Origin of the sequence: Pseudomonas sp. NMI542_15 (genome assembly GCF_021283425.1) — a bacterium.
GTDB classification, from domain to species: domain Bacteria; phylum Pseudomonadota; class Gammaproteobacteria; order Pseudomonadales; family Pseudomonadaceae; genus Aquipseudomonas; species Aquipseudomonas fortuita.
Window position 1 is genome coordinate 86,965 of record NZ_JAJSRO010000008.1, and the last position, 25,375, is coordinate 112,339.

At 61.8% G+C, this 25,375-nt stretch carries 24 protein-coding genes and 1 pseudogene; 12 read left to right on the forward strand and 13 right to left on the reverse strand.

Annotated features, from left to right (window positions below; genetic code table 11):
• Positions 1 to 2: 2 nt before the first annotated feature.
• From nuoF to LU684_RS13960, 6 genes are all read right to left on the reverse strand, one after another.
• The gene (gene nuoF / locus LU684_RS13935; RefSeq protein ID WP_016488220.1) at positions 3 to 1,364 is read right to left on the reverse strand and encodes an NADH-quinone oxidoreductase subunit NuoF; all 1,362 of its coding nucleotides are present in this window, start codon (positions 1,362 to 1,364) and stop codon (positions 3 to 5) included.
• A complete protein-coding gene (gene nuoE, locus LU684_RS13940) occupies positions 1,361 to 1,858 on the reverse strand; it encodes an NADH-quinone oxidoreductase subunit NuoE (protein WP_016488219.1) in 498 nt (165 codons plus the stop codon). Before nuoE ends, nuoF begins: the two co-directional genes overlap by 4 nt.
• A 2-nt stretch (positions 1,859 to 1,860) precedes the next feature.
• Complete coding sequence (nuoC, locus tag LU684_RS13945) at positions 1,861 to 3,642, reverse strand: NADH-quinone oxidoreductase subunit C/D (protein WP_016488218.1); 1,782 nt, start codon at positions 3,640 to 3,642, stop codon at positions 1,861 to 1,863.
• A gap of 79 nt (positions 3,643 to 3,721) precedes the next feature.
• On the reverse strand, positions 3,722 to 4,399 hold the full coding sequence (locus LU684_RS13950; RefSeq protein ID WP_012313769.1) for a NuoB/complex I 20 kDa subunit family protein: 678 nt from the start codon (positions 4,397 to 4,399) through the stop codon (positions 3,722 to 3,724).
• A 10-nt stretch (positions 4,400 to 4,409) separates the two neighbouring features.
• The gene (locus LU684_RS13955; protein WP_003251427.1) at positions 4,410 to 4,823 is read right to left on the reverse strand and encodes an NADH-quinone oxidoreductase subunit A; all 414 of its coding nucleotides are present in this window, start codon (positions 4,821 to 4,823) and stop codon (positions 4,410 to 4,412) included.
• Between the two features lie 381 nt (positions 4,824 to 5,204).
• Positions 5,205 to 5,867 carry a lysoplasmalogenase gene (locus tag LU684_RS13960; protein ID WP_232894742.1) on the reverse strand — a complete coding sequence of 221 codons (663 nt, stop codon included), beginning with the start codon at positions 5,865 to 5,867 and terminating at the stop codon, positions 5,205 to 5,207.
• 411 nt (positions 5,868 to 6,278) lie between these two features.
• Between LU684_RS13960 and LU684_RS13965 the strand changes: the two genes are divergently transcribed.
• Together LU684_RS13965 and LU684_RS13970 are read left to right on the forward strand one after the other, a co-directional pair.
• Positions 6,279 to 6,521 carry a hypothetical protein gene (locus tag LU684_RS13965; RefSeq protein WP_232894743.1) on the forward strand — a complete coding sequence of 81 codons (243 nt, stop codon included), beginning with the start codon at positions 6,279 to 6,281 and terminating at the stop codon, positions 6,519 to 6,521.
• A gap of 96 nt (positions 6,522 to 6,617) precedes the next feature.
• Positions 6,618 to 6,877, forward strand: a pseudogene (locus LU684_RS13970) (DUF3077 domain-containing protein); the annotation flags it as partial.
• A gap of 131 nt (positions 6,878 to 7,008) precedes the next feature.
• On the opposite strand, the gene aceA reads toward LU684_RS13970, so the two are convergent.
• A complete protein-coding gene (aceA, locus tag LU684_RS13975) occupies positions 7,009 to 8,334 on the reverse strand; it encodes an isocitrate lyase (protein WP_016488214.1) in 1,326 nt (441 codons plus the stop codon).
• A gap of 493 nt (positions 8,335 to 8,827) precedes the next feature.
• A complete protein-coding gene (locus LU684_RS13980) occupies positions 8,828 to 9,592 on the reverse strand; it encodes a secretin N-terminal domain-containing protein (protein ID WP_232894756.1) in 765 nt (254 codons plus the stop codon).
• Positions 9,593 to 9,704: 112 nt separating this feature from the next.
• Here LU684_RS13980 and LU684_RS13985 point away from each other — a divergent pair, with 112 nt between their 5' ends.
• Positions 9,705 to 11,414 (forward strand): S8/S53 family peptidase, encoded by a 1,710-nt coding sequence (locus LU684_RS13985; RefSeq protein WP_096426554.1) that lies wholly within the window; start codon positions 9,705 to 9,707, stop codon positions 11,412 to 11,414.
• 74 nt (positions 11,415 to 11,488) lie between these two features.
• Complete coding sequence (locus tag LU684_RS13990; protein WP_016488212.1) at positions 11,489 to 12,931, forward strand: SulP family inorganic anion transporter; 1,443 nt, start codon at positions 11,489 to 11,491, stop codon at positions 12,929 to 12,931.
• A gap of 112 nt (positions 12,932 to 13,043) precedes the next feature.
• Here LU684_RS13990 and fusA read toward each other — a convergent pair whose 3' ends face one another.
• Positions 13,044 to 15,155 (reverse strand): elongation factor G, encoded by a 2,112-nt coding sequence (gene fusA / locus LU684_RS13995; protein WP_095115673.1) that lies wholly within the window; start codon positions 15,153 to 15,155, stop codon positions 13,044 to 13,046.
• Between the two features lie 73 nt (positions 15,156 to 15,228).
• Complete coding sequence (locus tag LU684_RS14000; RefSeq protein ID WP_023047497.1) at positions 15,229 to 15,654, reverse strand: hypothetical protein; 426 nt, start codon at positions 15,652 to 15,654, stop codon at positions 15,229 to 15,231.
• A 140-nt stretch (positions 15,655 to 15,794) separates the two neighbouring features.
• On the opposite strand from LU684_RS14000, the gene LU684_RS14005 reads away from it, so the two are divergent.
• The gene (locus LU684_RS14005) at positions 15,795 to 16,097 is read left to right on the forward strand and encodes a hypothetical protein (RefSeq protein ID WP_016488209.1); all 303 of its coding nucleotides are present in this window, start codon (positions 15,795 to 15,797) and stop codon (positions 16,095 to 16,097) included.
• Between the two features lie 3 nt (positions 16,098 to 16,100).
• Here the strand turns inward: LU684_RS14005 and LU684_RS14010 are convergent, their stop codons facing one another.
• Together LU684_RS14010 and gcvA are read right to left on the reverse strand one after the other, a co-directional pair.
• Positions 16,101 to 17,351 carry a 2-aminoadipate transaminase gene (locus tag LU684_RS14010; RefSeq protein WP_095115672.1) on the reverse strand — a complete coding sequence of 417 codons (1,251 nt, stop codon included), beginning with the start codon at positions 17,349 to 17,351 and terminating at the stop codon, positions 16,101 to 16,103.
• A 235-nt stretch (positions 17,352 to 17,586) separates the two neighbouring features.
• Positions 17,587 to 18,483 carry a transcriptional regulator GcvA gene (gcvA, locus tag LU684_RS14015; protein WP_016488207.1) on the reverse strand — a complete coding sequence of 299 codons (897 nt, stop codon included), beginning with the start codon at positions 18,481 to 18,483 and terminating at the stop codon, positions 17,587 to 17,589.
• 256 nt (positions 18,484 to 18,739) lie between these two features.
• On the opposite strand from gcvA, the gene LU684_RS14020 reads away from it, so the two are divergent.
• From LU684_RS14020 to LU684_RS14030, 3 genes are all read left to right on the forward strand, one after another.
• Positions 18,740 to 20,122 carry an amino acid permease gene (locus tag LU684_RS14020; RefSeq protein ID WP_016488206.1) on the forward strand — a complete coding sequence of 461 codons (1,383 nt, stop codon included), beginning with the start codon at positions 18,740 to 18,742 and terminating at the stop codon, positions 20,120 to 20,122.
• 57 nt (positions 20,123 to 20,179) lie between these two features.
• Positions 20,180 to 20,677, forward strand: coding sequence for a PaaI family thioesterase (locus tag LU684_RS14025; RefSeq protein WP_016488205.1), 498 nt, complete (start codon positions 20,180 to 20,182; stop codon positions 20,675 to 20,677).
• 87 nt (positions 20,678 to 20,764) lie between these two features.
• Positions 20,765 to 21,460, forward strand: a complete 696-nt coding sequence (locus LU684_RS14030; RefSeq protein ID WP_016488204.1) for a glutathione S-transferase N-terminal domain-containing protein — start codon at positions 20,765 to 20,767, stop codon at positions 21,458 to 21,460.
• A 77-nt stretch (positions 21,461 to 21,537) separates the two neighbouring features.
• On the opposite strand, the gene LU684_RS14035 is transcribed toward LU684_RS14030, so the two are convergent.
• Positions 21,538 to 23,154 (reverse strand): inorganic phosphate transporter, encoded by a 1,617-nt coding sequence (locus LU684_RS14035; RefSeq protein WP_232894744.1) that lies wholly within the window; start codon positions 23,152 to 23,154, stop codon positions 21,538 to 21,540.
• A 127-nt stretch (positions 23,155 to 23,281) separates the two neighbouring features.
• Here LU684_RS14035 and LU684_RS14040 point away from each other — a divergent pair, with 127 nt between their 5' ends.
• From LU684_RS14040 to gacA, 4 genes are all read left to right on the forward strand, one after another.
• The gene (locus tag LU684_RS14040) at positions 23,282 to 23,668 is read left to right on the forward strand and encodes a DUF488 domain-containing protein (protein WP_023047493.1); all 387 of its coding nucleotides are present in this window, start codon (positions 23,282 to 23,284) and stop codon (positions 23,666 to 23,668) included.
• A 60-nt stretch (positions 23,669 to 23,728) separates the two neighbouring features.
• Positions 23,729 to 24,160 (forward strand): GNAT family N-acetyltransferase, encoded by a 432-nt coding sequence (locus LU684_RS14045; RefSeq protein ID WP_016488201.1) that lies wholly within the window; start codon positions 23,729 to 23,731, stop codon positions 24,158 to 24,160.
• 120 nt (positions 24,161 to 24,280) lie between these two features.
• A complete protein-coding gene (locus LU684_RS14050) occupies positions 24,281 to 24,670 on the forward strand; it encodes a helix-turn-helix domain-containing protein (protein ID WP_016488200.1) in 390 nt (129 codons plus the stop codon).
• A gap of 63 nt (positions 24,671 to 24,733) precedes the next feature.
• Complete coding sequence (gacA, locus tag LU684_RS14055) at positions 24,734 to 25,372, forward strand: response regulator transcription factor GacA (protein ID WP_023047491.1); 639 nt, start codon at positions 24,734 to 24,736, stop codon at positions 25,370 to 25,372.
• The last annotated feature ends 3 nt before the right edge of the window (positions 25,373 to 25,375 follow it).

Below are 25,375 nucleotides of genomic sequence, written 5' to 3' on the forward strand. Positions count from 1 at the left end.
TGTTATGCGCCTACCACAATGGGCTTCGCCAGGTTCGGGCGCAGGGTGCCAGCGCTTTCCGGTGCTACACCGGCCTCGAACTCCGAGCGGAAGTATTTGATGGCACTGCCCAACGGCTCCACCGCCCCCGGTGCGTGAGCACAGAAGGTACGGCCGGGGCCGAGGAAGTTGACCAGGCCCAGCAGCGTCTCGATGTCTTCGGCGCGGCCCTGGCCGTTTTCCAGTGCGCGCAGCATCTTCACGCTCCACGGCAGGCCGTCACGGCATGGGGTGCACCAGCCGCAAGACTCGCGGGCGAAGAACTCTTCCATGTTGCGCAGCAGCGACACCATGTTGATGCTGTCGTCCACCGCCATGGCCAGGCCAGTACCCATACGGGTACCGACCTTGGCGATGCCTCCGGCGTACATCTGCGCGTCGAGGTGCTCGGGCAGCAGGAAGCCGGTACCGGCGCCGCCTGGCTGCCAGCACTTGAGCTTGAAGCCATCACGCATGCCACCGGCATAGTCTTCGAACAGCTCGCGGGCGGTGACGCCAAACGGCAGTTCCCACAGGCCTGGGTTCTTCACCTTGCCGGAGAAGCCCATCAGCTTGGTGCCGTGGTCTTCGCTGCCTTCGCGGGCCAGCGACTTGTACCAGTCGTTGCCGTTGGCCACGATGGCTGGCACGTTGCACAGGGTTTCGACGTTGTTCACGCACGTCGGCTTGCCCCACACGCCGACGGCGGCAGGGAAGGGCGGCTTGGAGCGCGGGTTGGCGCGGCGGCCTTCCAGCGAGTTGATCAGTGCAGTTTCTTCACCGCAGATGTAACGGCCGGCACCGGTGTGCACGAACAGCTCGAAATCGAAACCGGAGCCCAGGATGTTCTTGCCCAGCAGGCCGGCGGCCTTGGCTTCATCAATGGCGCGGTTGAGGTTTTTCGCCGCCGTGGTGTATTCGCCACGCAGGAAGATGTAGCCACGGTAGGCCTTCAGGGCGCGGGCGCTGATCAGCATGCCCTCGACCAGCAGATGGGGCTGTTGCTCCATCAGCATGCGGTCCTTCCAGGTGTTGGGCTCCATTTCGTCCGCGTTGCACAGCAGGTAGCGGATGTTCATGGATTCGTCTTTGGGCATCAGGCCCCACTTCACGCCAGTGGGGAAGCCTGCGCCACCACGGCCCTTGAGGCCGGAGTCCTTGACGCTCTGCACGATATCGTCTTGCGACATCTCGCCCAGCGCCTTGCGGGCAGCAGCGTAGCCGTTCTTGGCCTGGTATTCGGCCAGCCAAACAGGCTCGCCGTCGTCACGCAGGCGCCAGGTCAGCGGGTGGGTTTCGGCCGAGCGCGCAATGCGGTTGGCCGGGCCGAAGGAAGTAATGGTCATACGTAACCCTCCAGCAATTGGGTGACGCCAGCGGGCTGCACGTCGCCAAAGGTGTCGTCGTCGATCATCAGCGCCGGGGCCTTGTCGCAGTTGCCCAGGCAGCACACTGGCAGCAGGGTGAAGCGGCCGTCGGCGGTGGTCTGGCCGAGGCCGATGCCCAGCTCGCTCTGGATCTGGCTGACGACCGATTCATGGCCGCCGATGTAGCAGACCATGCTGTCGCACACGCGGATGATGTGGCGGCCAACGGGCTGGCGGAAGATCTGGCTGTAGAAGGTGGCTACACCCTCCACGTCGCTGGCCGGGATGCCCAGCACCTCGCCGATGGCGTGGATGGCGCCGTCCGGCACCCAGCCACGTTCCTTCTGGACGATCTTCAGGGCTTCGATGGACGCCGCGCGCGGGTCTTCGTAGTGATGCATTTCGTGCTCGATGGCCGAGCGCTCTGTTTCGCTCAGGGCGAAACGGTCTGTCTGGATAAGCGTGCTGTTCATGCTTAGCGGTCCACGTCAGCCATAACGAAGTCGATACTGCCCAGGTACGCAATGAGGTCGGCGACCATGCTGCCTTTGATCACCGAAGGGATCTGCTGCAGGTGCGGGTAGCTCGGGGTACGGATCCGGGTGCGGTAGCTCATGGTGCCGCCATCGCTCGTCAGGTAGTAACTGTTGATGCCCTTGGTCGCCTCGATCATCTGGAACGACTCGTTGGCCGGCATGACCGGGCCCCACGAGACTTGCAGGAAGTGCGTGATCAGGGTCTCGATGTGCTGCAGGGTGCGCTCTTTCGGTGGCGGCGTGGTCAGCGGGTGATCCGCCTTGTACGGGCCTTCCGGCATGTTGCGCAGGCACTGGTCGATGATGCGGATACTCTGGCGCATCTCCTCGACACGGACCATGCAGCGATCGTAGGCATCGCCGTTGTGGGCCAGCGGTACTTCGAACTCGAAGTTCTCGTAGCCGGAGTAGGGGCGGGCTTTGCGCAGGTCGAAATCGCAACCGGTGGAGCGCAGGCCGGCACCGGTGGTGCCCCATTCCAGGGCTTCCTTGGTGTTGTATGCAGCAACGCCAATGGTACGGCCCTTGAGGATGCTGTTCTGCAGGGCAGCCTTGGTGTACTCGTCGAGGCGCTTGGGCAGCCATTCAACGAAGTCCTTGACCAGTTTCTCCCAGCCGCGCGGCAGGTCGTGGGCGACGCCGCCGATGCGGTACCAGGCCGGGTGCAGGCGGAAACCGGTGATCGCTTCGATCACGGTGTAGGCGCGCTGGCGGTCGGTGAAGGTGAAGAATACCGGGGTCATGGCGCCAACGTCCTGGATGTAGGTACCCAGGAACAGCAGGTGGCTGGTGATGCGGAAGAACTCGGCCAGCATCACGCGGATAACGTCGACCTTCTGCGGCACCTTGATGCCCGCCAGCTTTTCCACCGCCAGTACGTACGGCAGGTTGTTCATCACCCCGCCGAGGTAGTCGATACGGTCGGTGTAGGGGATGAAGCTGTGCCAGGACTGGCGCTCGGCCATTTTTTCGGCACCACGGTGGTGGTAGCCGATGTCCGGTACGCAGTCGACGATCTCTTCACCGTCCAGCTGCAGAACGATACGGAACGCACCGTGCGCCGAAGGGTGGTTAGGGCCGAGGTTGAGGAACATGTAGTCCTCGTTGGCGCCCTGACGCTTCATGCCCCAGGCTTCCGGGTTGAAGCGCGCCGACTCTTCTTCAAGCTGTTGCTTGGCCAGGGTCAGGCTGTAGGGGTCGAACTCGGTGGCACGGGCCGGGTAGTCCTTGCGCAGCGGGTGACCTTCCCAGGTGGGCGGCATCATGATGCGGCTGAGGTGCGGGTGGCCGGCAAAGTCGATGCCGAACATGTCCCACACTTCGCGCTCGTACCAGTTGGCGTTTGGCCAGATACCGGTCACGGTCGGCAGGTTCAGGTCGCCTTCGCTCAGCGACACCTTGATCATCACGTCACTGTTACGCTCGATCGACAGCAGGTGGTAGAACACACTGAAGTCGGCGGCCGGCAGGCCACGGCGCTGGGTGCGCAGGCGTTCGTCCACGCCGTGCAGGTCGTACAGCATGCTGTAAGGCTTGGCGACACCGCGCAGGAAGCTGAGCACCTCTTTGAGCTGGGCGCGCTTGACCCACAGCACGGGCATGCCGGTGCGGGTTTCCTGGGCGACGAATGCTTCGGCGCCAAAACGGTTGTTCAGTTCGACGACCACATCCTGGTCGTCAGCCTTGTAGGGCGGAATATAAATAGCGTTGTCCGCTGTCATGGTCTCGGTCGCTTTGGGTCAACGTTAAGAATGAAGCCAGGCCGCCGGCTCCAGGGGGAGCGGGCGGCAGGTCGCTGGATCAGACTTCGTCGGGGCTGCGCAGGTTGGTTACTGCAATGCGCTGCTCACGACGCAGGTCTTTCTGGGCTGGCATCTCGGCACGGTAAATACCTTGATCACCAACAACCCAGGAAAGCGGGCGTCGTTCTTGGCCGATCGACTCCTGCAACAGCATCAAGCCTTGCAGGAAAGCCTCAGGGCGTGGCGGGCAGCCAGGCACATAGACGTCCACAGGGAGGAACTTGTCGACCCCCTGAACGACCGAGTAGATGTCGTACATGCCACCGGAGTTGGCGCACGAACCCATGGAAATGACCCATTTCGGTTCGAGCATCTGCTCATACAGGCGCTGGATGATCGGCGCCATCTTGATGAAGCAGGTACCGGCGATGACCATGAAGTCGGCCTGACGCGGCGAGGCCCGGATGACTTCGGCGCCGAAGCGGGCGATGTCGTGGGGTGCCGTGAATGCCGTGGTCATTTCCACGTAGCAGCAGGACAGGCCGAAGTTGTACGGCCAGAGGGAGTTCTTGCGACCCCAGTTGACCGCGCCACGCAGCACATCTTCGAGTTTCCCCATGTAGATGTTCTTGTGGACCTGGTCCTCCAGCAGTTGGTCGGTGACGGTTTCCCGTTCACCTACCGGGTACTGCTCGTTAGGCGCATCCGGATCGATTCTGGTGAGATTGTATTGCATTGCCAAAGCCTCATTGTTTCAGCTTCGCTTGCCGCTTGCGGCGACCTTCGGGAGCCCAATCAAGAGCACCGACGCGCCATAGGTAGACAAGACCTGCCAACAGAATTGCTATGAAAACGAGTGCTTCGACGAACCCGGTCCAGCCGCTTTCGCGGACGGACACAGACCATGCAAAGAGAAAGAGGGCTTCGATATCGAAGATCACGAACAGCATCGCGACCAGATAGAATTTGGCGGACAGGCGCAGGCGGGCGCTGCCGACGGGCAGCATGCCGGATTCGAAGGGTTCGTTCTTGGCGCGGCCCCAGGCCTTGCTACCGAGCAGGCTGGACAGGCCGAGCATGAAGGCACACAGGCCGACGACACCCAGGAGGAAGATGGCAAAGCCCCAGTTGTGGGCGATGAGTCCTGCCGAATCGGACATGCTAGAGATCCTTATACAGAGACCCAGCTCTGCAGTCTGAAATAAGTAGAGCGGCGACGTGGTGTCGCAGGTGCAGTGACCAAATGTCGCAGCTGAATCAATCGCGCTGATTTTATGGGTAAACCCGGTGCAAGTAAAATTTCTGTCGCAAATTTATTCGTAGGATTAAGAACAAAAGGCAGTCGTAAATGGCTGAAAGCCTTGATATTCGGGCATTGCGTGCGGTTTTGTTAATTATGTTTCTTGCGACTGGTAACGAATTACAAGTTTCGTAATGATAATTAATATCATTTGACCTGGTGCCATGTAATTTGGCTGTTCTGTGCCTTGTAAAGTTCATCTGGCGACTCCCCCTACTTGCAAATGCGAAAGACTCCTGTTCTAACAGCTTCCGACGCTGCGCGCACCGCTCTGGGTCAATACTTTATCGGTTGAGCGTTGACTCGCTGATGCCGCAATCGCCCACTGGCCGAGCCAGTAGGTGAGGATGATCAGGTACGGCGCGGCGGCGAACGGGCTGACGAAGCGGTCGATGCCGATCATGCTGTCGGAGAGCACGAACAGGCCGGCGCCGATTGCGACCAGCCCGCCACAGGCCAGGGCGCGCCAGAGCATGGCGCTGATGGCCAGGGCGTACAACGCGACAGGGATCAGCAACGGGCCGAGGCCGTGGCTGGCCAGTACGCCGAGCAGCGCGATGCCGGTGATGGCGCTGAAGATCAGTGCGGGCAGGGCGGGGCGCAGGGTAATGCGGCAATAGCCGCGCAGGTAAGCCAGGTGGGCACAGAGGAAGGCGGCCAGGCCGAACACGAACAGGTCGGCGGGGATGGCCAGCAGTATGTCGCCGATGACCGAGAAGCCCAGGCCGATCGAGATCCACCTGCCATACGGTGTGGCGGGGGCGCCGCTCAGCCAGGCGACAAGCGCCAGGACGGGGACGGGTTTGGCCAGCAGGCCGAGCAGGGTATTGTCGCTGGCCAGTGCATATATATAGAGGGCGGCGGCGGCCAGGGCCAGAATCATCAGGTGGCTTGGACGAGGCATGGGCGGTCCTTGCTGCTGTGCTGCCTCAAGCATAGACGTGATTGTGGGTTTTGCTGGTGATGCCTTTGGATTGTGTTAGGGCTGGCATGGGCTTGGCGAATGGAATGCGGCGCCTGTGAGATCGAGCGCCGCCCGCCTTGTCTGTCCCCTTCGATATTGAAGGTTGCATCACTGCTCTTAATTAATCTCCAGCCATGCACCCAGGGTGCGCGCGCCTATGGCACAGGAATAATTGGCCCGAAACAAATGTGGGAGCGGCCTTGTGCCGCGAAGCGCCGCGCGGGCGGCGCTCGATTTGAGGAGCGCCGCAACAATCAAGCCGGGCGCCTCGCCGCCCTGACGCAATCGGGCGCAGAACACCTGACAGACAGCGGGCGGATGGCAGCCAAACAGGAAAGAAAGGAGCGAGTCATGCTGAAAGTTGTCCCCGACCCACCCCACAACCCCCACTCCCTCGAAGACACCCTGATCCAGGCCACCGACTACGCACTATGCGCAGCCACCGTGGTGCATCAGGCGTTGCTGCTTCAGCCCAAGTCCCCAGTTTCGATCCTGATGATGACCTCCATGCACGAGCTGGAGGCGCTACGGGCTTTGCCTGAGTCCGCTTTGGTTCAGGTGCAGGCGCCCAGTGAGCGCAGGACTTCCCACTAAGGCTGCTTAATGTGTTGTCAGGGCCGGCCCCTTCGCGGGCGTGCCCGCGAAGGGGCCGGCCCAGGCATTAGAGAATTTTCAGGGAATTGAACAAAGACAACAGAAGACACCCAGCTCACCGTCGGCAAGACCACTTTCTATCAAGGCGAAAACGGCACCCATCCACTGTTCCGCATCGAACCCGGCATCCCCTGTCGGGACGCCCGCGAGCAATCTTCGGAATTGATGGGCTATGTCCGTGAACTGACCATCACTGGCCTGAAGGAGGAGAAGCCCATGATGATCTGGGCTGCTCACTACCTGAGTGCAATGGCCAAGGCGCTGAGGATGATGCAGAGCTGGGCATGAAGCACTGACATACCGCAGCCCTTTCGCGACACGGGGCCGCCCCTACAGGTTTCGTGCATTTCTGGTCGGTCTGGTATCGACAAAAAGAAAGGCCCAGGGCTTCCGCAGCTCTGGGCCTTTCTTCAGTGGCAACCCACCATCAGTGGAACTGCTCTTCCTCGGTCGAGCCGGTCAGGGCAGTCACCGACGATGCGCCACCCTGAATCACAGTGGTCATGTCGTCGAAGTAGCCAGTGCCCACTTCTTGCTGGTGCGCCACGAAGGTGTAGCCTTTGCTGGCGTCAGCGAATTCCTGCTCTTGCAGCTTCACGTAGGCGGTCATGTCGTTGCGGGCGTAGTCGTGCGCCAGGTTGAACATGCCGTGCCACATGTTGTGGATACCCGCCAGGGTGATGAACTGGTGCTTGTAGCCCATGGCCGACAGTTCGCGCTGGAACTTGGCGATGGTGGCGTCGTCCAGGTTCTTCTTCCAGTTGAAGGACGGCGAGCAGTTGTACGACAGGATCTGGTCCGGGTACTCCTTCTTGATGGCCTCGGCGAAGCGACGGGCTTCGTCCAGGTCTGGCTTGGCGGTTTCGCACCAGATCAGGTCGGCATATGGCGCATAAGCCAGACCGCGAGAGATGGCCTGGTCGAGGCCGGCGCGGACCTTGTAGAAGCCCTCACGGGTACGCTCGCCAATCACGAACGGCTGATCGTACGGGTCGCAGTCGCTGGTCAGCAGGTCAGCGGCGTTGGCGTCTGTACGGGCCAGAATGATAGTCGGCACGCCGGAAACGTCAGCTGCCAGGCGCGCGGCCACCAGCTTCTGTACGGCTTCCTGCGTCGGTACCAGTACCTTGCCGCCCATGTGGCCGCATTTTTTGACCGAGGCCAGCTGGTCTTCGAAGTGCACGCCGGCGGCGCCTGCTTCGATCATGTTCTTCATCAGCTCATAGGCGTTCAACACGCCACCGAAACCGGCTTCGGCGTCAGCCACGATTGGGGCGAAGTAGTCGATGTAGCCTTCGTCGCCCGGGTTCTTGCCGGCTTTCCACTGGATCTGGTCGGCGCGGCGGAACGAGTTGTTGATGCGCTTGACCACGGTCGGTACCGAGTCAACCGGGTACAGCGACTGGTCAGGGTACATCGACTCGGCCGAGTTGTTGTCGGCGGCAACCTGCCAGCCGGACAGGTAAATGGCCTGGATGCCGGCCTTGACCTGTTGCACTGCCTGGCCACCGGTCAGGGCGCCCATGCAGTTGACGAAATCTTTGTCTGGGCGGAAGGACGGGTGGGCACCTTGGGTGACCAGCTTCCACAGTTTTTCTGCACCCTGGCGGGCCAGGGTGTGCTCTGGCTGCAGGGAGCCACGCAGGCGAACGACATCAGCGGCGGTGTAGGTACGGGTCACGCCTTTCCAGCGCGGGTTCTCGGCCCAATCTTTCTCGAGGGCTGCAATTTGCTGTTCGCGTGTCAGTGCCATGGAAATAAACCTCGTCGCATCGATCTTGGGTTAATTGTGCTGATGCTCGGGTGCAGATCAGGGCGCTTGGCGGCTGTCCTGTTCGCGGGAGTGCGGCGGCGAACGCGAAGGCTCGAAGGGGGAAGGGTGGGCAGGCCGGGCGAAGGTGTGCTCCGGCAGGTCGGCTCGTGGTTGCCTTGCTGCGGTGCTACGCGATTGCCAGTACTGCGGTGAGGCGCTTCCGTCCCTCGGGACAACTTCTTCGTTGCAGTCGCAATCCCGTCGAACCGCCTTGTGGGCCGTATAGACACGAGGCGCCTCCGGGGGTGGGAGGAGCACGCCTCGAAGGCCCTTGCCAGGGCCCCTGATTAGCGGGAGCGAGGCCATCATGCCCTTGGGAAAAAGACCCTGTCAAATGTTTTGTAGTGGATTTTTTCACTTACTACATCTTTGGTCTAATGCGACTTGTCAGTCAGTTTCAAGGCCTTTGGTCGAGGCCTTGAATTGCCTGGGATCAGTCCAGAAGGTCGACTTTCACCCGCAAAGTCATGTTTTCACCGCGCTGGGTGCTGTAACTGCGGCTTGACGCGCTGCGCTCGGCTTGGCTCTGCTGGTTGTAGCCTGCCAGGGTGATCCACTCGCCGAGCTTGCCGGTCACGGTCGTGTCGGTGCTTTGCACTTTCACTACATCTGCACGTTCCTGGCTGATGCGGTCATTATTAGTGCTGATTTGCAGACGAACCGTGTCACCGCTCAAACTGGGCGTGACATAAAAGCCCTGGGTCACATTGCGGTATTCGGTGTTGCTCTGGATGCGCCCATAACCGTCGGTGCTGGTGCTGGTAATCGGGATGCTCTGGCCAACCTGAATGAGTGCAGGCTGGCCTTCGCTGGCCTGAACCTGCTGCATGCCGCCGTCACGGTTGCTGGTGCCGTAGTGGATGACGCGTGCGTCACCGCGGTTGTCCTGGAAGTTGCTGTCGTTGTTGTCAACGCTGATCAGCAGGCGTTTGGGAGCGGTGTCCAGTTGCTGCAGCAAAGTGCGCAGGTCGCTGATGCGCTCGGGGCTGGCGTTGACGATCAGCTTGTTTTCGAAAGCGCTGACCGTGCCGTCCTTGCCAATGAATGCCTGTGCGGCAGGCAGCAGTTCGGCGCTGGCGCGGTGCTGCAGCGGCACCACCTCGGTGGCCGCCTGGGCGGCGAGGCTGGCAACGAGCAGCAGGGAGGCGAAAAAGGGGCGTAGCGGCATGTCCATGATCTCCGCAGGTGGAATCAACATGATGGCAAATTTGCGGATGTCCTGCTGGATCTGGATCACGCTCCGGGGTGGGCAGATGAACCTTTAAGCTGCGCCGTCAGTCGCACTCACAGTGAGCGCGTGGGGTGATTACATGAAGGGTAGTCTGATCCTGCTGTTATGGCTTTGCAGCCTTGGTGCACAGGCTGCAGCGGATACGCTGCGGATCAAGCAGCTGCAGCGATGCGGCGACTTGTTCGGCGATAGCCAGCAGCAATGGTGCCTGCGTGCCGAGGGGCTCGGGGCAGATGTGCCAAAGGTATGGCTGGGCGGTGTGCGGCTGCCAACGGCGGATATCGAGCGTCAAGGTGACCGACTCACGCTGAAGCTGGCGAAGCAAGCCCAGCGCAGCGCGCCGCTTTGGCTGGAGTCTGGCAGCAGTACCAGCAACCCTGTATGGCTGACCCGCCAGCGCAGTCATGTGGTCGCCGCAAGGCCTGATGAGGTGGCGAAGAACATGGATGGCCTGACCACCTATGTCGACCTGGTCAGCCTGTTGATTGAGGAGAAACACGAAGGTCTTGGAGAGGCCCGGCGTATTGCCGATAAATACGGCGCCCAGGTTGTCGGTGCGATACCGCCGCTGAATGTCTACCAGTTGCGCTTGCCGGTGGCTGACCTGGTGCAGCGTGACGCGATGATCCTGCGCATGGGCAGTGAACTCAGCGTGGATGCCGTGGTTGTCGAGGAGTCTGCACCGGAGCGCGGTGAAGAAGGCAGCGGCCGCGACGCTCGGGCCATCGACCAGGCGGACGAATGGGCCGCCAACCGGTTCATGGATGCGCTGTATTTCTACCAGCGACGGATTGGCGCTTCGCACTTGCCGGTGCACCCCGTGCGGGTTGGGGTAGTCGAGCGTGAAGTGGATTTTGATGCCCCCGCGTTCAGCCAATACCGAGGCGGCTGCGAACAGGGCCAGACCTGCCTGTACGCGCGCGACGGGGATCGCGCGACCAGCCACGGCAGCCATGTCGCAGGCATTCTCGCCGCACAGGGTGAGGGTTTTTTGCCGGGGCTGGGCAAGCACAGCCCTGGCTTCGAGGTGATTGTAGAGCGCAACTCCGATGCAGGCATCACCGCCAACATCGCTGCATCGGTAAACCTGGTCGAGGATGGCGTGCGGGTGCTGAACTGGAGCTGGGGCATCCACCGGGTAGGCGCACGCGATGTCAACGGTGATGAGGTCGATTCGCTGGTGCGTTCCGGGCTGGCGATGAGTGGTTACGAGGAATTGCTTGAGGAGTTCTTTCTCTGGCTGCGCAAAGAGCATCCAGATGTGATGGTGGTGAATTCGGCGGGTAACGGTGCGTCGTGGTCAGGTACCGACGAATACCGCCTGCCGTCGTCGTTCATCACCGAACAACTGCTGGTGGTGGGCGGGCACCAGCGCAGCGACAAGGCGACTGCGGTCGAAGCCCCCGAGCATGTGCGCAAGCGCCACAGTTCCAACATCGACATGCGCGTGGATGTCAGTGCCGCTGCCTGCATTCGCCCAGCGGCTGCCGCTGCTGCGCATTGCGGCACGTCGTACGCAACACCCTTGGTGACTGCCACCGTTGCAACGATGCTGTCGATCAACCCGGCCCTGACCCCGGAACAGGTGCGCATGCTGTTGCGGCGCAGTGCCCTGACCCTGGGCACCGAGCAGGATTTCGAGGCGATGGATGCCGAAGACCTGACGGCGCCGATCCTGCCTTCGGAACGTGGAGGGCGCCTGAACCACCCTGACCTGGGGCGTTCAGCGCGGCTGGATATGCAGCGTGCGCTGGACCTGGCAGTGCAGAGCCGGGAGCGGGTGCGCTGAACGGTGGCCGCTGTCAGACAAATTCCGTAACATCGCGCCCTCGTTTTTGTAATGTCCCGCATCACAGGAAACCCATGAAGCCCGCCCGAATACGCGCCGACCTGCTCGCCGGCCTGACCACCTCGTTCGCCCTGGTGCCCGAGTGCATCGCCTTTGCCCTGGTGGCGCACCTCAACCCGCTGATGGGCCTGTATGGCGCGTTTATCATTTGTACGCTGACGGCGCTCTTTGGCGGTCGACCGGGGATGATTTCCGGCGCTGCCGGGTCCATGGCGGTGGTGATCGTCGCGCTGGTGGTGCAGCACGGCGCGCAGTATCTGCTGGCCACGGTGCTGCTGGGTGGCGTGGTGATGATCCTGTTCGGCCTGCTACGGCTGGGCAAGCTGGTACGCCTGGTGCCGTACCCGGTCATGCTCGGCTTCGTCAATGGCCTGGCCATCGTCATCGCCATGGCGCAGCTTGAGCACTTCAAGGCGGGTGAGCACTGGCTCAGCGGCGCGCCGCTGTACCTGATGATCGGCTTGGTGGCACTGACCATGGCGGTGGTCTACGTGCTGCCGAAATTGACCCGTGCGGTACCCCCGGCGCTGGTGGCGATCCTGGGCGTTGGCTTGCTGGTGTACCTGCTCGACCTGCCCACCCGCACCTTGGGCGACATGGCGCACATCGCAGGCGGTCTGCCGGGGCTGGCGCTGCCGGATGTACCCTGGAATCTGGACACCCTGAAGATCATCGCCCCCTACGCGGTGCTGATGGCGATGGTCGGCCTGCTGGAGACCTTGCTCACCCTCAACCTGACCGATGAAGTGACCGAGAGCCGTGGTTTCCCGGACCGCGAATGCGTGGCGCTGGGTGCGGCGAACATGGTTTCGGGCCTGTGCGGTGGCATGGGCGGTTGCGCAATGATTGGCCAGACGGTGATCAACCTCAGTTCCAACGGGCGCGGCCGGCTGTCCGGGGTAGTGGCCGGGGTGATGATCTTGCTGTTCGTGTTGTTCCTGTCGCCGCTGATCGAGCGTATTCCGCTGGCAGCGCTGGTCGGGGTGATGTTCGTGGTGGCCCAGCAGACCTTCGCCTGGGCGTCGCTGCGGGTGCTGCACAAGGTGCCGGTGAACGATGTGCTGGCGATCATTGCGGTGACCGTGGTGACGGTATTTACCGACCTGGCCATGGCGGTGCTGTTCGGCATCGTCATCGCGGCGCTCAACTTTGCCTGGCAGCATGCGCGAGAGCTGTACGCCGACAGCCATGAGGACGCTGAAGGTGGCAAGCGTTATCAGGTACATGGCACCCTGTTCTTTGCCTCGACCGCCTCGTTCCTCAACCAGTTCGACCCGGCCCAGGACCCGGCCCAGGTCACGCTGGATTGCCAGCATTTGAGCTTTGTCGATTATTCGGCAATTGCGGCGCTCAAGACCCTGCGCGAGCGCTATGCCAAGGCGGGCAAGCATTTGCGCGTTGTGCATTTGTCGGAGCGGTGCAAGAAGCTGTTGAAGCGGGCTGGCGAGCAGCATTGAAAAAATTGTGGCTGCCTGTTCCGGCCCCTTCGGCTAAAGCCGCTCCCACAGGGGTATGCGATCCCTTGTGGGAGCGGCTTTAGCCGCGAAGGGGCCGGAACAGGAGAGCCACTTACTCCCCGCGATTTTTCTTGACGATGCCATCGGCAATGCTCGCCGGGGCCTCGGCATAGCGGGTGAACTCCATCGAGAAGCTGGCCCGGCCCTGGGTCATCGACCGCATCGAGGTGGCGTAGCCGAACATCTCGCCCAACGGCACCTCGGCGCGGATCACCTTGCCAGCCGGTGTTTCGTCACCGTCCTGGATCATCCCGCGGCGCCGGCTGAGGTCGCCCAGAATGTCGCCCTGGTATTCCTCCGGCGTCACCACCTCCACCTTCATCACCGGTTCCAGCAACACCGCGCCGCCTTTCTGCGACAGCTGCTTGGTGGCCATTGAAGCAGCGATCTTGTAGGCCATCTCGTTGGAGTCGACATCGTGGTACGAGCCGTCGAACACGGCAGCCTTGAGGCTGATCAGCGGGTAGCCGGCAAGCACGCCGTTCTTCATCTGCTCTTCGATGCCCTTCTGGATCGCGGGTATGTACTCGCGCGGTACCACGCCGCCGACGATCTCGTTGATGAACTCCAGGCCTTCCTTGCCCTCGTCGCCGGGGGCGAAACGGATCCAGCAATGGCCGTATTGGCCACGGCCGCCGGACTGGCGCACAAAACGGCCCTCGATCTCGCAGGTATTGCGGATTTTTTCCCGGTAAGCCACCTGCGGCTTGCCGATGTTGGCCTCGACGTTGAACTCGCGGCGCATGCGGTCGACGATGATGTCCAGGTGCAACTCGCCCATGCCCGAGATGATGGTCTGGCCGGTCTCTTCGTCGGTACGTACGCGGAATGACGGGTCCTCCTGGGCCAGCTTGCCCAGGGCGATGCCCATTTTTTCCTGGTCGGCCTTGGTCTTCGGCTCCACGGCCACGGAAATCACCGGGTCAGGGAAATCCATGCGTTCGAGGATGATCGGTTTGTCCAGGTCGCACAGGGTGTCGCCGGTGGTCACGTCCTTCATGCCGATCAGCGCGGCGATGTCGCCTGCGCACACGTCCTTGATTTCGGCACGCTGATTGGCATGCATCTGCACCATGCGGCCGATGCGTTCCTTCTTGCCTTTGACCGAGTTGAGTACCGCGTTGCCGGAACTGAGCACGCCGGAATACACGCGGGCGAAGGTGAGGGTGCCGACGAACGGGTCGGTGGCAATCTTGAAAGCCAAGGCTGAAAACGGCTCTTTGTCGTCGGCGTGCCGTTCCAGGTGCTTTTGTTCGTCGTCCGGGTCGGTGCCGCGGATGGCAGGAATTTCCGAGGGGGCGGGCAGGTAGTCGATTACCGCATCCAGCATCAGCGGTACACCCTTGTTCTTGAACGATGAGCCGAGAATGGTCGGGACGATTTCGTTGGCAATGGTGCGTTGGCGCAGGGCAGCCTTGATTTCTTCGACGCTCAGCTCCTCACCATCGAGAAACTTCAGGGTCAGCTCATCGTTGGCTTCGGCAGCGGCTTCCACCAGGTGAGCGCGCCATTCGTCAGCGAGCGCGCGCAGGTCATCCGGAATTTCTTCTTCGCGGTAGCTGGTGCCATTGTCGGCGTCGTTCCAGTAGATGGCCTTCATCTTTACCAGGTCGATCTGGCCAATGAAGTTTTCTTCGCTGCCGATGGCCAGCTGGATCGGCACCGGGTGGTGCCCCAGGCGCTGGTCGATCTGCTTGACCACCCGCAGGAAGTCGGCGCCCTGGCGATCCATCTTGTTGATGTAGGCCAGGCGAGGCACATGGTATTTGTTGGCCTGGCGCCAGACCGTCTCGGACTGAGGCTCTACCCCGTCAGCGCCGCTGAACACCACCACCGCGCCATCGAGCACGCGCAATGAACGCTCCACCTCGATGGTGAAGTCGACGTGGCCGGGGGTATCGATGATGTTGAAGCGGTATTTGTGCGCGAACTGTTTGGTCGAGCCTTGCCAGAATGCCGTGGTGGCCGCCGACGTGATGGTGATGCCGCGTTCCTGCTCCTGGGCCATCCAGTCCATGGTCGCGGCACCATCGTGCACCTCACCCATCTTGTGGTTGACCCCGGTGTAGAACAGGATCCGCTCGGTAGTGGTCGTCTTGCCGGCGTCCACGTGGGCGACGATGCCGATATTGCGGTATAGCTCGATGGGGGTTGTGCGGGCCATGGCGGACTACCTGCGGATGGGCGGATTCCACCACGTTAGCAGACCGGTGGAATCCTGCCCTGCCGCCGGGCCGTCAGTCGGCCTGGGCTTGCAGCATCCATTGGCCATCCACTTCACGGGCCAGGCCACTGGCCGTGAGCAGCGCCAGCAGGCGCGGGTGCAGGTCCGCTTCGGTGAAGGTCTTGAGGGTGGCCAGGTCCAGTGGGCCGACCAGGTTGAGGTCGGCCTTGGTGTACGACAGCCAGGCCTTTTTCAATACCTGGGCGACATCGCTGCCTGATGTACTGGCGAAGCGGCGATGGCACTGGCGGCTTGCAAAAGTGAAGGTGTGGGCGTGGCTGTAGGTGCCTTCGTCACCCCCTTCAGTGCAGCGGTGGCAGCGGCACGGGCCTTCGCCGAAGGCGTTGCGCAGGTAGCTGTTGAAGTCCACGACGGGCTTGAGGGACAGGCGTTTATCGACATCGAACAGGTCGGCGATCAGGGGTTCTTCGGCGCTCACTCGGGATCCTCGTGTGGTGTGGCGTGCATCGGCGGGCACCCTAACAGATCGGGGCATTCAGATCACCTGTAGAGACAACAGAGACCACCTGCCGTACTCTACGCGCCCTTACGCCTACACACCCACTGAGGTAACCCCGTTTGAGCACCAAGTACCCGTACACCGCCACCGTGACCATCAGCGCCGAAGACCGTGGCGGAGATACCGAAGCTTCGGAAAACCCCAGCATGCGGGTGGGCCTGGAAGCGGTGACCGAAACCCTGAAGAAGGTGCATTTCGTCGGTACGCTCGCGGCACCTGAAAAACAGGCCACGCACATCTGCGTGACCCTGGAGAACGGCCTGACCTACTACGGCCCGATCGTCAACGGCCACGCCGAACTCGAAGGCGGCTGGATCGCCTTCGAATCCGACATGCTGACCCCCGAAGAACTGGGCCTGTAAGCCTCAGTTCAGCTCCACCAGGCACTGCTCGAGGATATCCAGCCCTTCCTCGAGCACCTCGGCTTCGATGGTCAAGGGGGCCAGCAGGCGGATGATGTGTCGCGCCTTGCCGCTGGGCATCAGCAGCAAGCCCTTGGCCCGTGCCGACTCCATTACCTTGGCCAGTTGCGCCGGCGCCGGGCTGCCGTCGGCATTGACGAATTCGATGCCGCGCATGGCGCCAACGCCGGTCAATCGGCCGATGTACGGGCTCAGGCCCGAAGCCTTCCAGCGCTGGTGGCGGCTGACGATGGCCTGCTCCTGGCGCTCACCCCAGGTGGCGATGTTTTCGTCGGTCATCTGCGCCAGGCTGGCCAACGCTGCCGCACAGGCAATCGGGTTGCCCGAATAGGTGCCGCCCAGGCCGCCCTTGGGCAGCGCCGCCATCAATGCCTTGCGGCCTACCACCGCACCCAGTGGCATACCGCCGGCAATGCTCTTGGCCAGCAGCAGCAGGTCGGGCTCGATGCCAAGGCGCGGGAAGGCGAAGCGCTGGCCGGTGCGGCCGAAGCCGGACTGGATCTCGTCGATGATGATCAGGATGCCGTGTTGGTCGCAGAAGCGGCGCAAGGCCTGGGCGAAGGCCGGGTCGAGGGCGAGGAAACCGCCTTCGCCCTGAACCGGTTCGAGGATGAACGCTGCCACGTCTTCCACGGCCAGCTCCACGCTGAACAGGCGCTCCATGGCCTTGAGCGCCTGCTCGCAGGTAACCCCGGTATCCACGCTGGGGTAGGGCAGGTGGTACACCGGTCCGGGCAGCTCGCCGACCCGTTGCTTGTAAGGGGCTACCTTGCCATTGAGGTTCAGGGTGGCCAGGGTACGGCCGTGGAAGCCGCCGTCGAAGGCAATGATGGCGCGTTTGCCTGTAGCACCGCGGGCGACTTTCAGGGCGTTTTCTGCAGCTTCCGCACCGCTATTGGTGAGCATGCCGGCCAACGGGTAGCTGACCGGTACGAACTGGCTCAGCTGTTCCATCAGCGCCAGGTATGGACCGTGGGGTGCGGCGTTGAAGGCATAGTGGGTCAGACGGGTGGCTTGCGCCTGGATGGCTTCGACCACGGCGGGGTTGCAGTGGCCCAGGTTGAGCACGCCGATACCGCCGACAAAGTCGATGTAACGTTTGCCGTCGGTGTCCCAGACTTCGGCATTACGGCCATGGGAAAGTGTGATCGGGTGAACGATGGCGATGGATGGGCTGATACTTTCCTGGTTCATGGGCACGCGGGACCTTTGTTCAAGTTTCTTATTATCCAAGCGTGTTGGGGGGTTATTCCGCAAACGAATTATTCGATTGCGGTCATTCCCTGAATTCGTGAACTGGCCGGTATGTGTGTTGCCTGTGCCGGCCTCTTCGCGGGCTTGCCCGCTCCCACAGGTTATGCACAGTGTTCGAACCTGTGGTGATCCTGTGGGAGCGGGCAAGCCCGCGAAGAGGCCGGTATAGGTTAAGTCAGTCCCCCTCAGCCACCCGCTCCCGAATCCACTGCACAAAGGCCCTGATCTTGGGCACTTCGGCCGCATGCTCGGCATGCGCGATAAAGTGCTTGCCGTTGCTCGCCACCGGGTGGTCCCAGGCCACCACCAGCTTGCCCTCGCTCAGCTCCTCGGCCACCAGGTAGCGCGGAATCAGGGCTATGCCGCAACCGGCGATCGCTGCGCGGATGCACAGGTAGAACGTGTCGAAACGCGGCCCGTGGTAGCTGTTCTGGCTGTGTAGCCCCAACCCCAGGAACCATTCATGCCAGGCCTCCGGGCGCGACACGCATTGCAGCAGGCGGTGCTCGGTAAGCGCCTGGGCGCTTTCAAAGGGGTGGTTGGCCAGCAGCTGCGGGCTGCATACCGGTACCACTTCTTCGCTGAACAGCTCGATGCAAGTGGCCCCAGGCCAGGTGCCCTGGCCGAAGAAAAAAGCCACGTCGGCCTTGGCCTGCACCAGGTCGAATGGCTCCAGCTCGTTGCGCACGTCCAGGTGAATGCGGGGGTAGCGGTCGCCGAAACCCTTGAGCTTGGGCACTAGCCAGCGCGCGCCGAAGGTAGGCTGGGTAGCAATACGCAGCACTTCGGTTTCGTCGCCGTAGCTGAGGATGTAGCGGCTGGAAATATCGATCTGGGTGAGGATCTTGTTCACTTCGGTGAGGTACAGCGCACCCGCCGGGGTCAGGTGCAGGCGCCGACGAATGCGCTGGAACAGGGAGTGCGAGAGCATGTCTTCGAGCTGCGCCACCTGCTTGCTGACGGCGCTTTGCGTCAGGTGCAGTTCCTGGGCCGCGCGGGTGAAGCTGAGGTGGCGGGCAGCCGCTTCGAAGCACTGAAGGGCGGTGGTCGAAGGCATCAGGCGTTTGGACATGACGGGCAAATACCGAGCAAAAAAAGGAAGGAGTTCATTCCAAAGCGGAATCATGTGGTTCGAAAAGGTCGTTTGTTGACCCCGGCCTATAGATTAATACTGACCTGGATCAACGATTACAACCGGTCATGTGAAGAGGAGGTCAGTACCCGCTTCCGGCATCTGCAAAACAACAAAAACGACTATCAGAAATTTACAAGAATTCTGCTCCGACCTTCAGCCGCTTTGTCGCGGCCGACCCATTCGAGGGTTCTTCATGGCTTCGCAAGACAACAAGAAACAGCGTTCCCTGCAGCACGGCCTGACTTCCCGTCAGGTGTCCATGATCTCCATTGCCGGCATCATCGGCGCCGGCCTGTTCATCGGCTCGTCGAATGCCATCGCCACCGCCGGCCCGGCCATCCTCATTTCCTACGCCATGACCGGCCTGCTGGTATTGCTGGTGATGCGCATGCTGGGCGAAATGGCCATCGCCAACCCTAACAGCGGCTCGTTCTCCACCTATGCCTCAGAAGCCATCGGCCCTTGGGCGGGCTTTACCATCGGCTGGTTGTACTGGTGGTTCTGGGTGCTGATCATTCCGGTGGAGGCCATCGCTGGCGCCGACATCCTGCATGCTTACTTCCCCGGCGTACCGTCCTGGTTGTTCGCCTTCCTGATCATGCTGGTGCTGTCGTGCACAAACCTGATCAGCGTGAAGAACTTTGGTGCCTTCGAGTACTGGTTCGCACTGGTCAAGGTGGTGGCGATCATTGCCTTCATTGTGGTCTGCAGCCTGGCGGTATTCGGCTTCTGGCCGCTGGCCGAGGTGTCCGGAGTCAGCCGGCTGTGGGACAACGGCGGCTTCATGCCCAACGGGTTCGGCACGGTGCTCGGTGGTGTGCTGATCACCATCTTCTCGTTCTTCGGCGCCGAAATCGTCACCATTGCCGCTGACGAAACCGCAAACCCGAAAGACAAGATCCGCCGTGCCACCAACCTGGTGGTGTACCGCATTGCCATCTTCTACCTGGCGTCGATCTTCCTGGTGGTGTCGCTGGTAGCCTGGAATGACCCTGCGCTGAAAGCAGTCGGTTCGTTCCAGCGCGTGCTGGAAGTGCTGAACGTGCCAGGCGCCAAGCTGTTGGTCGACCTGGTGGTGCTGGTTGCAGTGACCAGTTGCATGAACTCGGGCCTGTACACCGCGTCGCGCATGCTGTATTCGCTGGGCGCCCGTGGCCAGGCACTGAGCATGACCAAGCGTATCTCCGGCTCGGGCGTGCCGACCGTGGCGGTCATCTTCTCGACGCTGGCCGGTTTTGCCGGGTGCCTGGTCAACTATGTGTTCCCGGGTAAGGTGTTCGGCTTCTTGCTGTCCACCACCGGCGCCATCGCCTTGCTGGTGTACCTGGTGATTGCCGTGTCGCAGCTGCGCATGCGTGCGCGTGCGGACCGCGAAGGGCGCCCGCTGGAGCTGAAGATGTGGCTGTTCCCCTGGCTGACCTGGCTGGTGATCGGCACCATCGTCATGGTGCTGGGCTACATGCTGTTCAGCGATGCCTACCGCTATGAAACCCTGATGACCGCTGGGGTGACAGCATTCATCCTGCTGGTTTCGCTGACCCAACGGCGTGCCCAGGGGGTTGCCCAAGCCGCCTGATGTTTCTGCTTTAATGGGGGCGTTGCGCGCCCCCATTCCAACAAGCACAGGAAGCGTATGACTGACCACCCACTCTCCCTTCAGGCCCTTGCGGCGCCTGAAGGCACCTGCTACGGCTGCGGCTGCGCCCACCCCAGTGGGCTGCACCTGCAAAGCCACTGGGACACCGACGGCATCCACCTGGTATGCCGGCACGCACCCGACAGCACCTTTATCGGCTGGCCCGGCCTGGTTTACGGCGGCCTGCTGGCGATGCTGGTCGACTGCCATTCCAACTGGGCGGCCATGGCCTACCACTACCGCAACGAAGGCCGCGAGCCAGGCAGCCTGCCGCGTATCGATTGCGTGACTGGCACACTCAACCTGACTTACCTGAAACCTACCCCGATGGGTGTGGAGCTTTTGCTCAAAGCCCGAGTCGAAGGGGAGGTGGGGCGCAAAAGCCGGGTGATTTGCGAGGTCTGGGCCGAGGATGTGCTGACGGTGACGGCCGACTCGGTGTTTGTCCGTGTCGATACCGAAAAGCTCAAACTCAAGGCCCATGGCCAGGCTTGAGTTGCCGGCCCGGATGAGTGGTCGGTGATGGTCAGCGGCCGGGGATGTCTCTAGAGTGACAGGTTCATTCCCCAGGCAAGGTTGATCATGACCGATCTCAGTGCTTTCCCCATCACCCGCAAGTGGCCCGCCAAACACCCTGAACGCCTGCAGCTGTATTCGCTGCCGACGCCCAATGGCGTCAAGGTGTCGATCATGCTCGAAGAAATCGGCCTGGCCTACGAGGCGCACAAGGTCAGCTTCGATAACGATGACCAGTTGAGCCCCGAATTCATTTCGCTCAGCGCCAACAACAAGATCCCCGCCATCCTTGACCCGGACGGGCCTGGCGGCCAGCCATTGCCGCTGTTCGAATCCGGGGCGATCTTGCAGTACCTGGCGGAAAAAAGTGGACAACTGCTCAGCCAGGACCCTGCCCAGCGTTACCAGACGCTGCAGTGGCTGATGTTCCAGATGGGCGGCATCGGGCCGATGTTCGGCCAGGTCGGGTTCTTCCATTTCTTCGCTGGCAAGGAATATGAAGACAAGCGCCCGCGTGACCGCTACGTCAACGAGTCCAAGCGGCTGCTGGGTGTGCTGGATCGGCATTTGAAAGGTCGGGAGTGGATGGCTGACGAGTACAGCATCGCCGACATCGCCATCTTCCCTTGGGTGCGTAACCTGGTGGATCGCTACAACGCGCGTGAGTTGGTGGGCTTCGACCAGTTCAAGGAAGTGCAGCGGGTACTGGCGAATTTCCTCGAACGGCCGGCGGTGCAACGCGGCCTGAAAATCCCGGGCTGATAACGCAGAACCCGTCACGTACACCGGTCCCTGCAGGAGTGGCACAAGGCCGCTCCTGCAAAGGGCGCAGTTCAGGTTTAGAAAATGTGGTTCAGCAGCCAGTACAGGCTGCCAGCCAACAGCATCGCCGCCGGCAAGGTCAGCACCCAGGCCATCAGCAAGTTGAACAGCGTGCGCTTCTGAATCCCCGACCCATTCGCGACCATGGTCCCCGCCACCCCCGAGCTCAGCACATGGGTGGTCGAAACCGGCAACCCGAACATGTCCGCTGCGCCAATGGTGCACATGGCAACGACCTCCGCCGAGGCACCTTGGGCATAGCTCAGGTGGGTCTTGCCGATCTTCTCGCCCACTGTCACCACGATGCGCCGCCAGCCAACCATCGTCCCCAGCCCCAGCGCGATGGCCACAGCCACCTTGACCCATAGCGGAATGTAGCGGGTGGCGTCGTCCAGTTGAGTCTTGAACAGTTGCACCTGGCTGCGGGTATCGGCATTGAATGCCACCAGGCGGTTTTTCTCGATCAGGCGGATGGCTTCGCTGGTCAGGTACATATCATTGCGCACGTTGGCCATAGCCTCGGCAGGTATGCGCTTGAGCGAGCCGTAGCTTTTGACCTCTTCGCCGATCATCCCGGTCAACGCCGCCAGTGCCGGTACCAGTTGCGCGCTGGCCTTGGGCTCGCCAATGAACGCGGTCAGGGTCTGGCGCGGATCGGCCGTGGCCGCATGTGGGGCGCTGCGCACCAGTGCCTGGCGGGTCACTTCGGCGACGGTGGAAAACTGCAAGGCCTGCTCATTGGGCATGGTTTTGTTCAGCGCATACGCCATTGGCAGGGTGCCGACAAGGATCAACATGATCAGGCCCATGCCTTTCTGGCCATCGTTGGAGCCGTGGGCGAAGGACACCCCGGTACACGTCAGGATCAGTACACCGCGAATCCACCAAGGCGGCGGTGTCTGGCCTTGTGGCGCCTGATACAAAGCTTGACGCTTGACCAGTGCACGCAAGGCGAGCAACAACAGGGCGGCGCAGGCAAAGCCGATCAGGGGGGAGAACAGCAGGGCGTAACCCACCTTGCTGGCCTGGGCCCAGTCCACGCCGCTGGTGCCGTCACGCCCATGCATCAGCGCATTGGCCACCCCCACACCGATGATCGAGCCGATCAGGGTGTGCGAGGATGACGCCGGTAGCCCCAGCCACCAGGTGCCGAGGTTCCAGATGATCGCCGCCAACAGCAAGGCAAAAACCATCGCGAAGCCGGCCGAGGAGCCTACCTGTAGAATCAGTTCCACGGGCAGCAGGGCGATGATGCCGAATGCCACCGCGCCACTGGAAAGCAGCACGCCCAGGAAGTTGCACAGCCCGGACCATACCACTGCGACCGGTGCCGGCAGCGCATGGGTATAGATCACGGTGGCTACCGCGTTGGCGGTGTCGTGGAAGCCATTGACGAATTCGAAGCCCAGGGCAACCAGCAGTGCCAGGCCCAGCAGCAGAAACGGCGTGAACGTGGTGATGACCGTGCCGCTGGCGCTGACATCCTGTTTCAGGCTCCAGGCGGTGTAGGCGATACCCGCCAGCAGCAGGCCGAAGAACAACACGAGGGTGGCGCGCCCAGGCTTGTGGGCAAGTGGCGGGCGGGCGTCGCGTTGGGCCAGGTGCGGCTGGCTGGCCAGTAGCGGGGTTGCCATGATGGCTCCGGTTGGCATTGGGCAAGTTGCCGAAGGCCTTGAGCATAGAAACAATTCGCAACCCGGCCGTGACCTCGATCAATGAATTATCTAGGCTCAAGACGGACGGTAAATGCCGGAGACAGCCATGATCCGCTGCAAGCGTGTCTACGATGCGGTCGCGAGCGACGATGGCCAGCGAGTGCTGGTCGACCGCCTGTGGCCGCGCCACCTGCGCAAGGAAAACCTGCACGGGCAGTGGTTGCGCGAAGTGGCACCCTCCAATGAATTGCGCAAGGCGTTTCACCAGGGGGCGGTCGACTTTACCGGTTTTACCCAGTGCTACCAGGAAGAATTGGCTGCCCATCCAGAGCATTGGTACCCCCTGCTGGACTTGGCCGGAAAGGGGTTGCTAACCCTGCTTTATGCAGGCAAGGACACCGAGCACAATAACGCCCGGGTGCTGGCCGAATGGCTGGAAAGCGAACTGGACCGGCATGGGCCTGGCAGTTCACCCGTATGCTATGCCCAGTGAGTGACATTTGCTGCACCGGCCTCATCGCCGGCCCTGCCAATCTCCAGAGCCCATTGTGCGATGCCGCTACATTTGATTCCCGCCAACGACAGTCACCGTACGTTCGCCCGCGACCTCACGCGGCGCGCCATGCTGCGGTATTACCGTGAATTTGACCTGCTCTGGATCGAGGACGCGTTCGACCAGGCCTGGGGTTGGCGCGAGCAGTGGTTGATCAGCGAAGGCGACAGCCTGTTGGGTTTCTGCAGCCTCAGCCAGGACCGCCAGGCGCTGTTTATCCGCGAGTTGCACCTGTTGCCCGAACATCGCGGGCGCGGTGTCGGCAGCTGGGTATTGGAAGAGCTGGCGCTGTGGGCCGGGCAGCGGCGCCTGCCGTTGCTCAGGCTGATGGTGTTTCGCAGCAACCCGGCGCGCCTGTTGTACCAACGCCATGGTTTTGTCGAAATGGGTGAGGATGAGTGCTTTGTGCGCATGCAACGTACGATTGGCTAGTAGCGTAATGATGGCTTGTCGCGACCGAAGCGCAGCGGCATAGTGAGCCCAGACGCTCACGGTCGCCCGTAGACGGGGCGGCAGAGGATGAGCGTGATCAGGGATAAGGAGAAGCCCACAATGAACGGGATTGGTCCGCGGCTGCGGGAAGAACGTGAGCGCTTGGGCATGACCCAGCGCGTGTTTGGCGATATCGGTGGGGTCGAACCCAATGCCCAGGGCAAGTACGAAAGTGGCGAGCGTACGCCGCGGGTCGATTACCTGGCAGCACTGGCGGCCAGGGGGGTGGATGCACTGTACGTGCTTAGTGGCATGCGCACGCCGGCCCCGCTAGAAGGGTTGAGTACGGATGAGTCAGGGCTGCTGGGCGCCTTCCGGCAATTGCCGATCGACGACCAGGCGGCCATCTGGCACCTGCTTGGCCGCTTGAGCAGCGATATCAAGCCCAGGCAAACAGTGAGGCCTGTCACTGTTGTGCGTCAGGCGTTTCTTACAGAAGCAATGCGTTAGACCCGCCTGGAAAAATTTTGTTAAGGTGGCGGGATCCAATCGCCCTGCTGACGAGGTGTGTGCTTGATTAGGGTCTTAGTGGTCGACGATCACGATCTGGTACGAACCGGTATTACCCGCATGCTGGCCGACATCGACGGCTTGCAGGTGGTGGGTGAGGGGGACTCGGGTGAATCCGCGCTCAAACTGGCCCGCGAGCTGAAGCCGGACGTGGTGCTGATGGACGTGAAAATGCCCGGCATCGGCGGCCTTGAGGCCACCCGCAAACTGCTGCGCAGCCACCCGGATATCAAGGTAGTGGCCGTGACCGTGTGCGAGGAAGACCCGTTCCCCACCCGCCTGTTGCAAGCCGGTGCCGCCGGTTACTTGACCAAGGGCGCAGGCCTTGACGAGATGGTTCAGGCCATCCGTCTGGCTTTTGCCGGCCAGCGCTACATCAGCCCGCAAATCGCCCAGCAGTTGGCGCTGAAACCTTTCCAGCCACAGGGCTCACCGTTCGATACACTGTCGGAGCGGGAAATCCAGATTGCCCTGATGATCGTTGGCTGTCAGAAAGTGCAGATCATCTCTGACAAGTTGTGCCTCTCGCCCAAGACCGTCAATACTTACCGTTATCGGATCTTTGAAAAACTCTCGGTCACCAGCGACGTCGAACTGACCTTGCTGGCCGTTCGCCACGGCATGGTCGACGCAAGCCTGTAGAAC

Excerpts from the sequence above, each read along its gene's own strand:
- nuoF (WP_016488220.1), bottom strand. The coding sequence starts at position 1,364 with ATGACCATTACTTCCTTCGGCCCGGCCAACCGCATTGCGCGCTCGGCC.
- nuoE (WP_016488219.1), bottom strand. The coding sequence starts at position 1,858 with ATGAACAGCACGCTTATCCAGACAGACCGTTTCGCCCTGAGCGAAACA.
- nuoC (WP_016488218.1), bottom strand. The coding sequence starts at position 3,642 with ATGACAGCGGACAACGCTATTTATATTCCGCCCTACAAGGCTGACGAC.
- LU684_RS13950 (WP_012313769.1), bottom strand. The coding sequence starts at position 4,399 with ATGCAATACAATCTCACCAGAATCGATCCGGATGCGCCTAACGAGCAG.
- LU684_RS13955 (WP_003251427.1), bottom strand. The coding sequence starts at position 4,823 with ATGTCCGATTCGGCAGGACTCATCGCCCACAACTGGGGCTTTGCCATC.
- LU684_RS13960 (WP_232894742.1), bottom strand. The coding sequence starts at position 5,867 with ATGCCTCGTCCAAGCCACCTGATGATTCTGGCCCTGGCCGCCGCCGCC.
- LU684_RS13965 (WP_232894743.1), top strand. The coding sequence starts at position 6,279 with ATGCTGAAAGTTGTCCCCGACCCACCCCACAACCCCCACTCCCTCGAA.
- aceA (WP_016488214.1), bottom strand. The coding sequence starts at position 8,334 with ATGGCACTGACACGCGAACAGCAAATTGCAGCCCTCGAGAAAGATTGG.
- LU684_RS13980 (WP_232894756.1), bottom strand. The coding sequence starts at position 9,592 with ATGTTGATTCCACCTGCGGAGATCATGGACATGCCGCTACGCCCCTTT.
- LU684_RS13985 (WP_096426554.1), top strand. The coding sequence starts at position 9,705 with ATGAAGGGTAGTCTGATCCTGCTGTTATGGCTTTGCAGCCTTGGTGCA.
- LU684_RS13990 (WP_016488212.1), top strand. The coding sequence starts at position 11,489 with ATGAAGCCCGCCCGAATACGCGCCGACCTGCTCGCCGGCCTGACCACC.
- fusA (WP_095115673.1), bottom strand. The coding sequence starts at position 15,155 with ATGGCCCGCACAACCCCCATCGAGCTATACCGCAATATCGGCATCGTC.
- LU684_RS14010 (WP_095115672.1), bottom strand. The coding sequence starts at position 17,351 with ATGAACCAGGAAAGTATCAGCCCATCCATCGCCATCGTTCACCCGATC.
- gcvA (WP_016488207.1), bottom strand. The coding sequence starts at position 18,483 with ATGTCCAAACGCCTGATGCCTTCGACCACCGCCCTTCAGTGCTTCGAA.
- LU684_RS14020 (WP_016488206.1), top strand. The coding sequence starts at position 18,740 with ATGGCTTCGCAAGACAACAAGAAACAGCGTTCCCTGCAGCACGGCCTG.
- LU684_RS14025 (WP_016488205.1), top strand. The coding sequence starts at position 20,180 with ATGACTGACCACCCACTCTCCCTTCAGGCCCTTGCGGCGCCTGAAGGC.
- LU684_RS14030 (WP_016488204.1), top strand. The coding sequence starts at position 20,765 with ATGACCGATCTCAGTGCTTTCCCCATCACCCGCAAGTGGCCCGCCAAA.
- LU684_RS14035 (WP_232894744.1), bottom strand. The coding sequence starts at position 23,154 with ATGGCAACCCCGCTACTGGCCAGCCAGCCGCACCTGGCCCAACGCGAC.
- LU684_RS14040 (WP_023047493.1), top strand. The coding sequence starts at position 23,282 with ATGATCCGCTGCAAGCGTGTCTACGATGCGGTCGCGAGCGACGATGGC.
- LU684_RS14045 (WP_016488201.1), top strand. The coding sequence starts at position 23,729 with ATGCCGCTACATTTGATTCCCGCCAACGACAGTCACCGTACGTTCGCC.
- LU684_RS14050 (WP_016488200.1), top strand. The coding sequence starts at position 24,281 with ATGAACGGGATTGGTCCGCGGCTGCGGGAAGAACGTGAGCGCTTGGGC.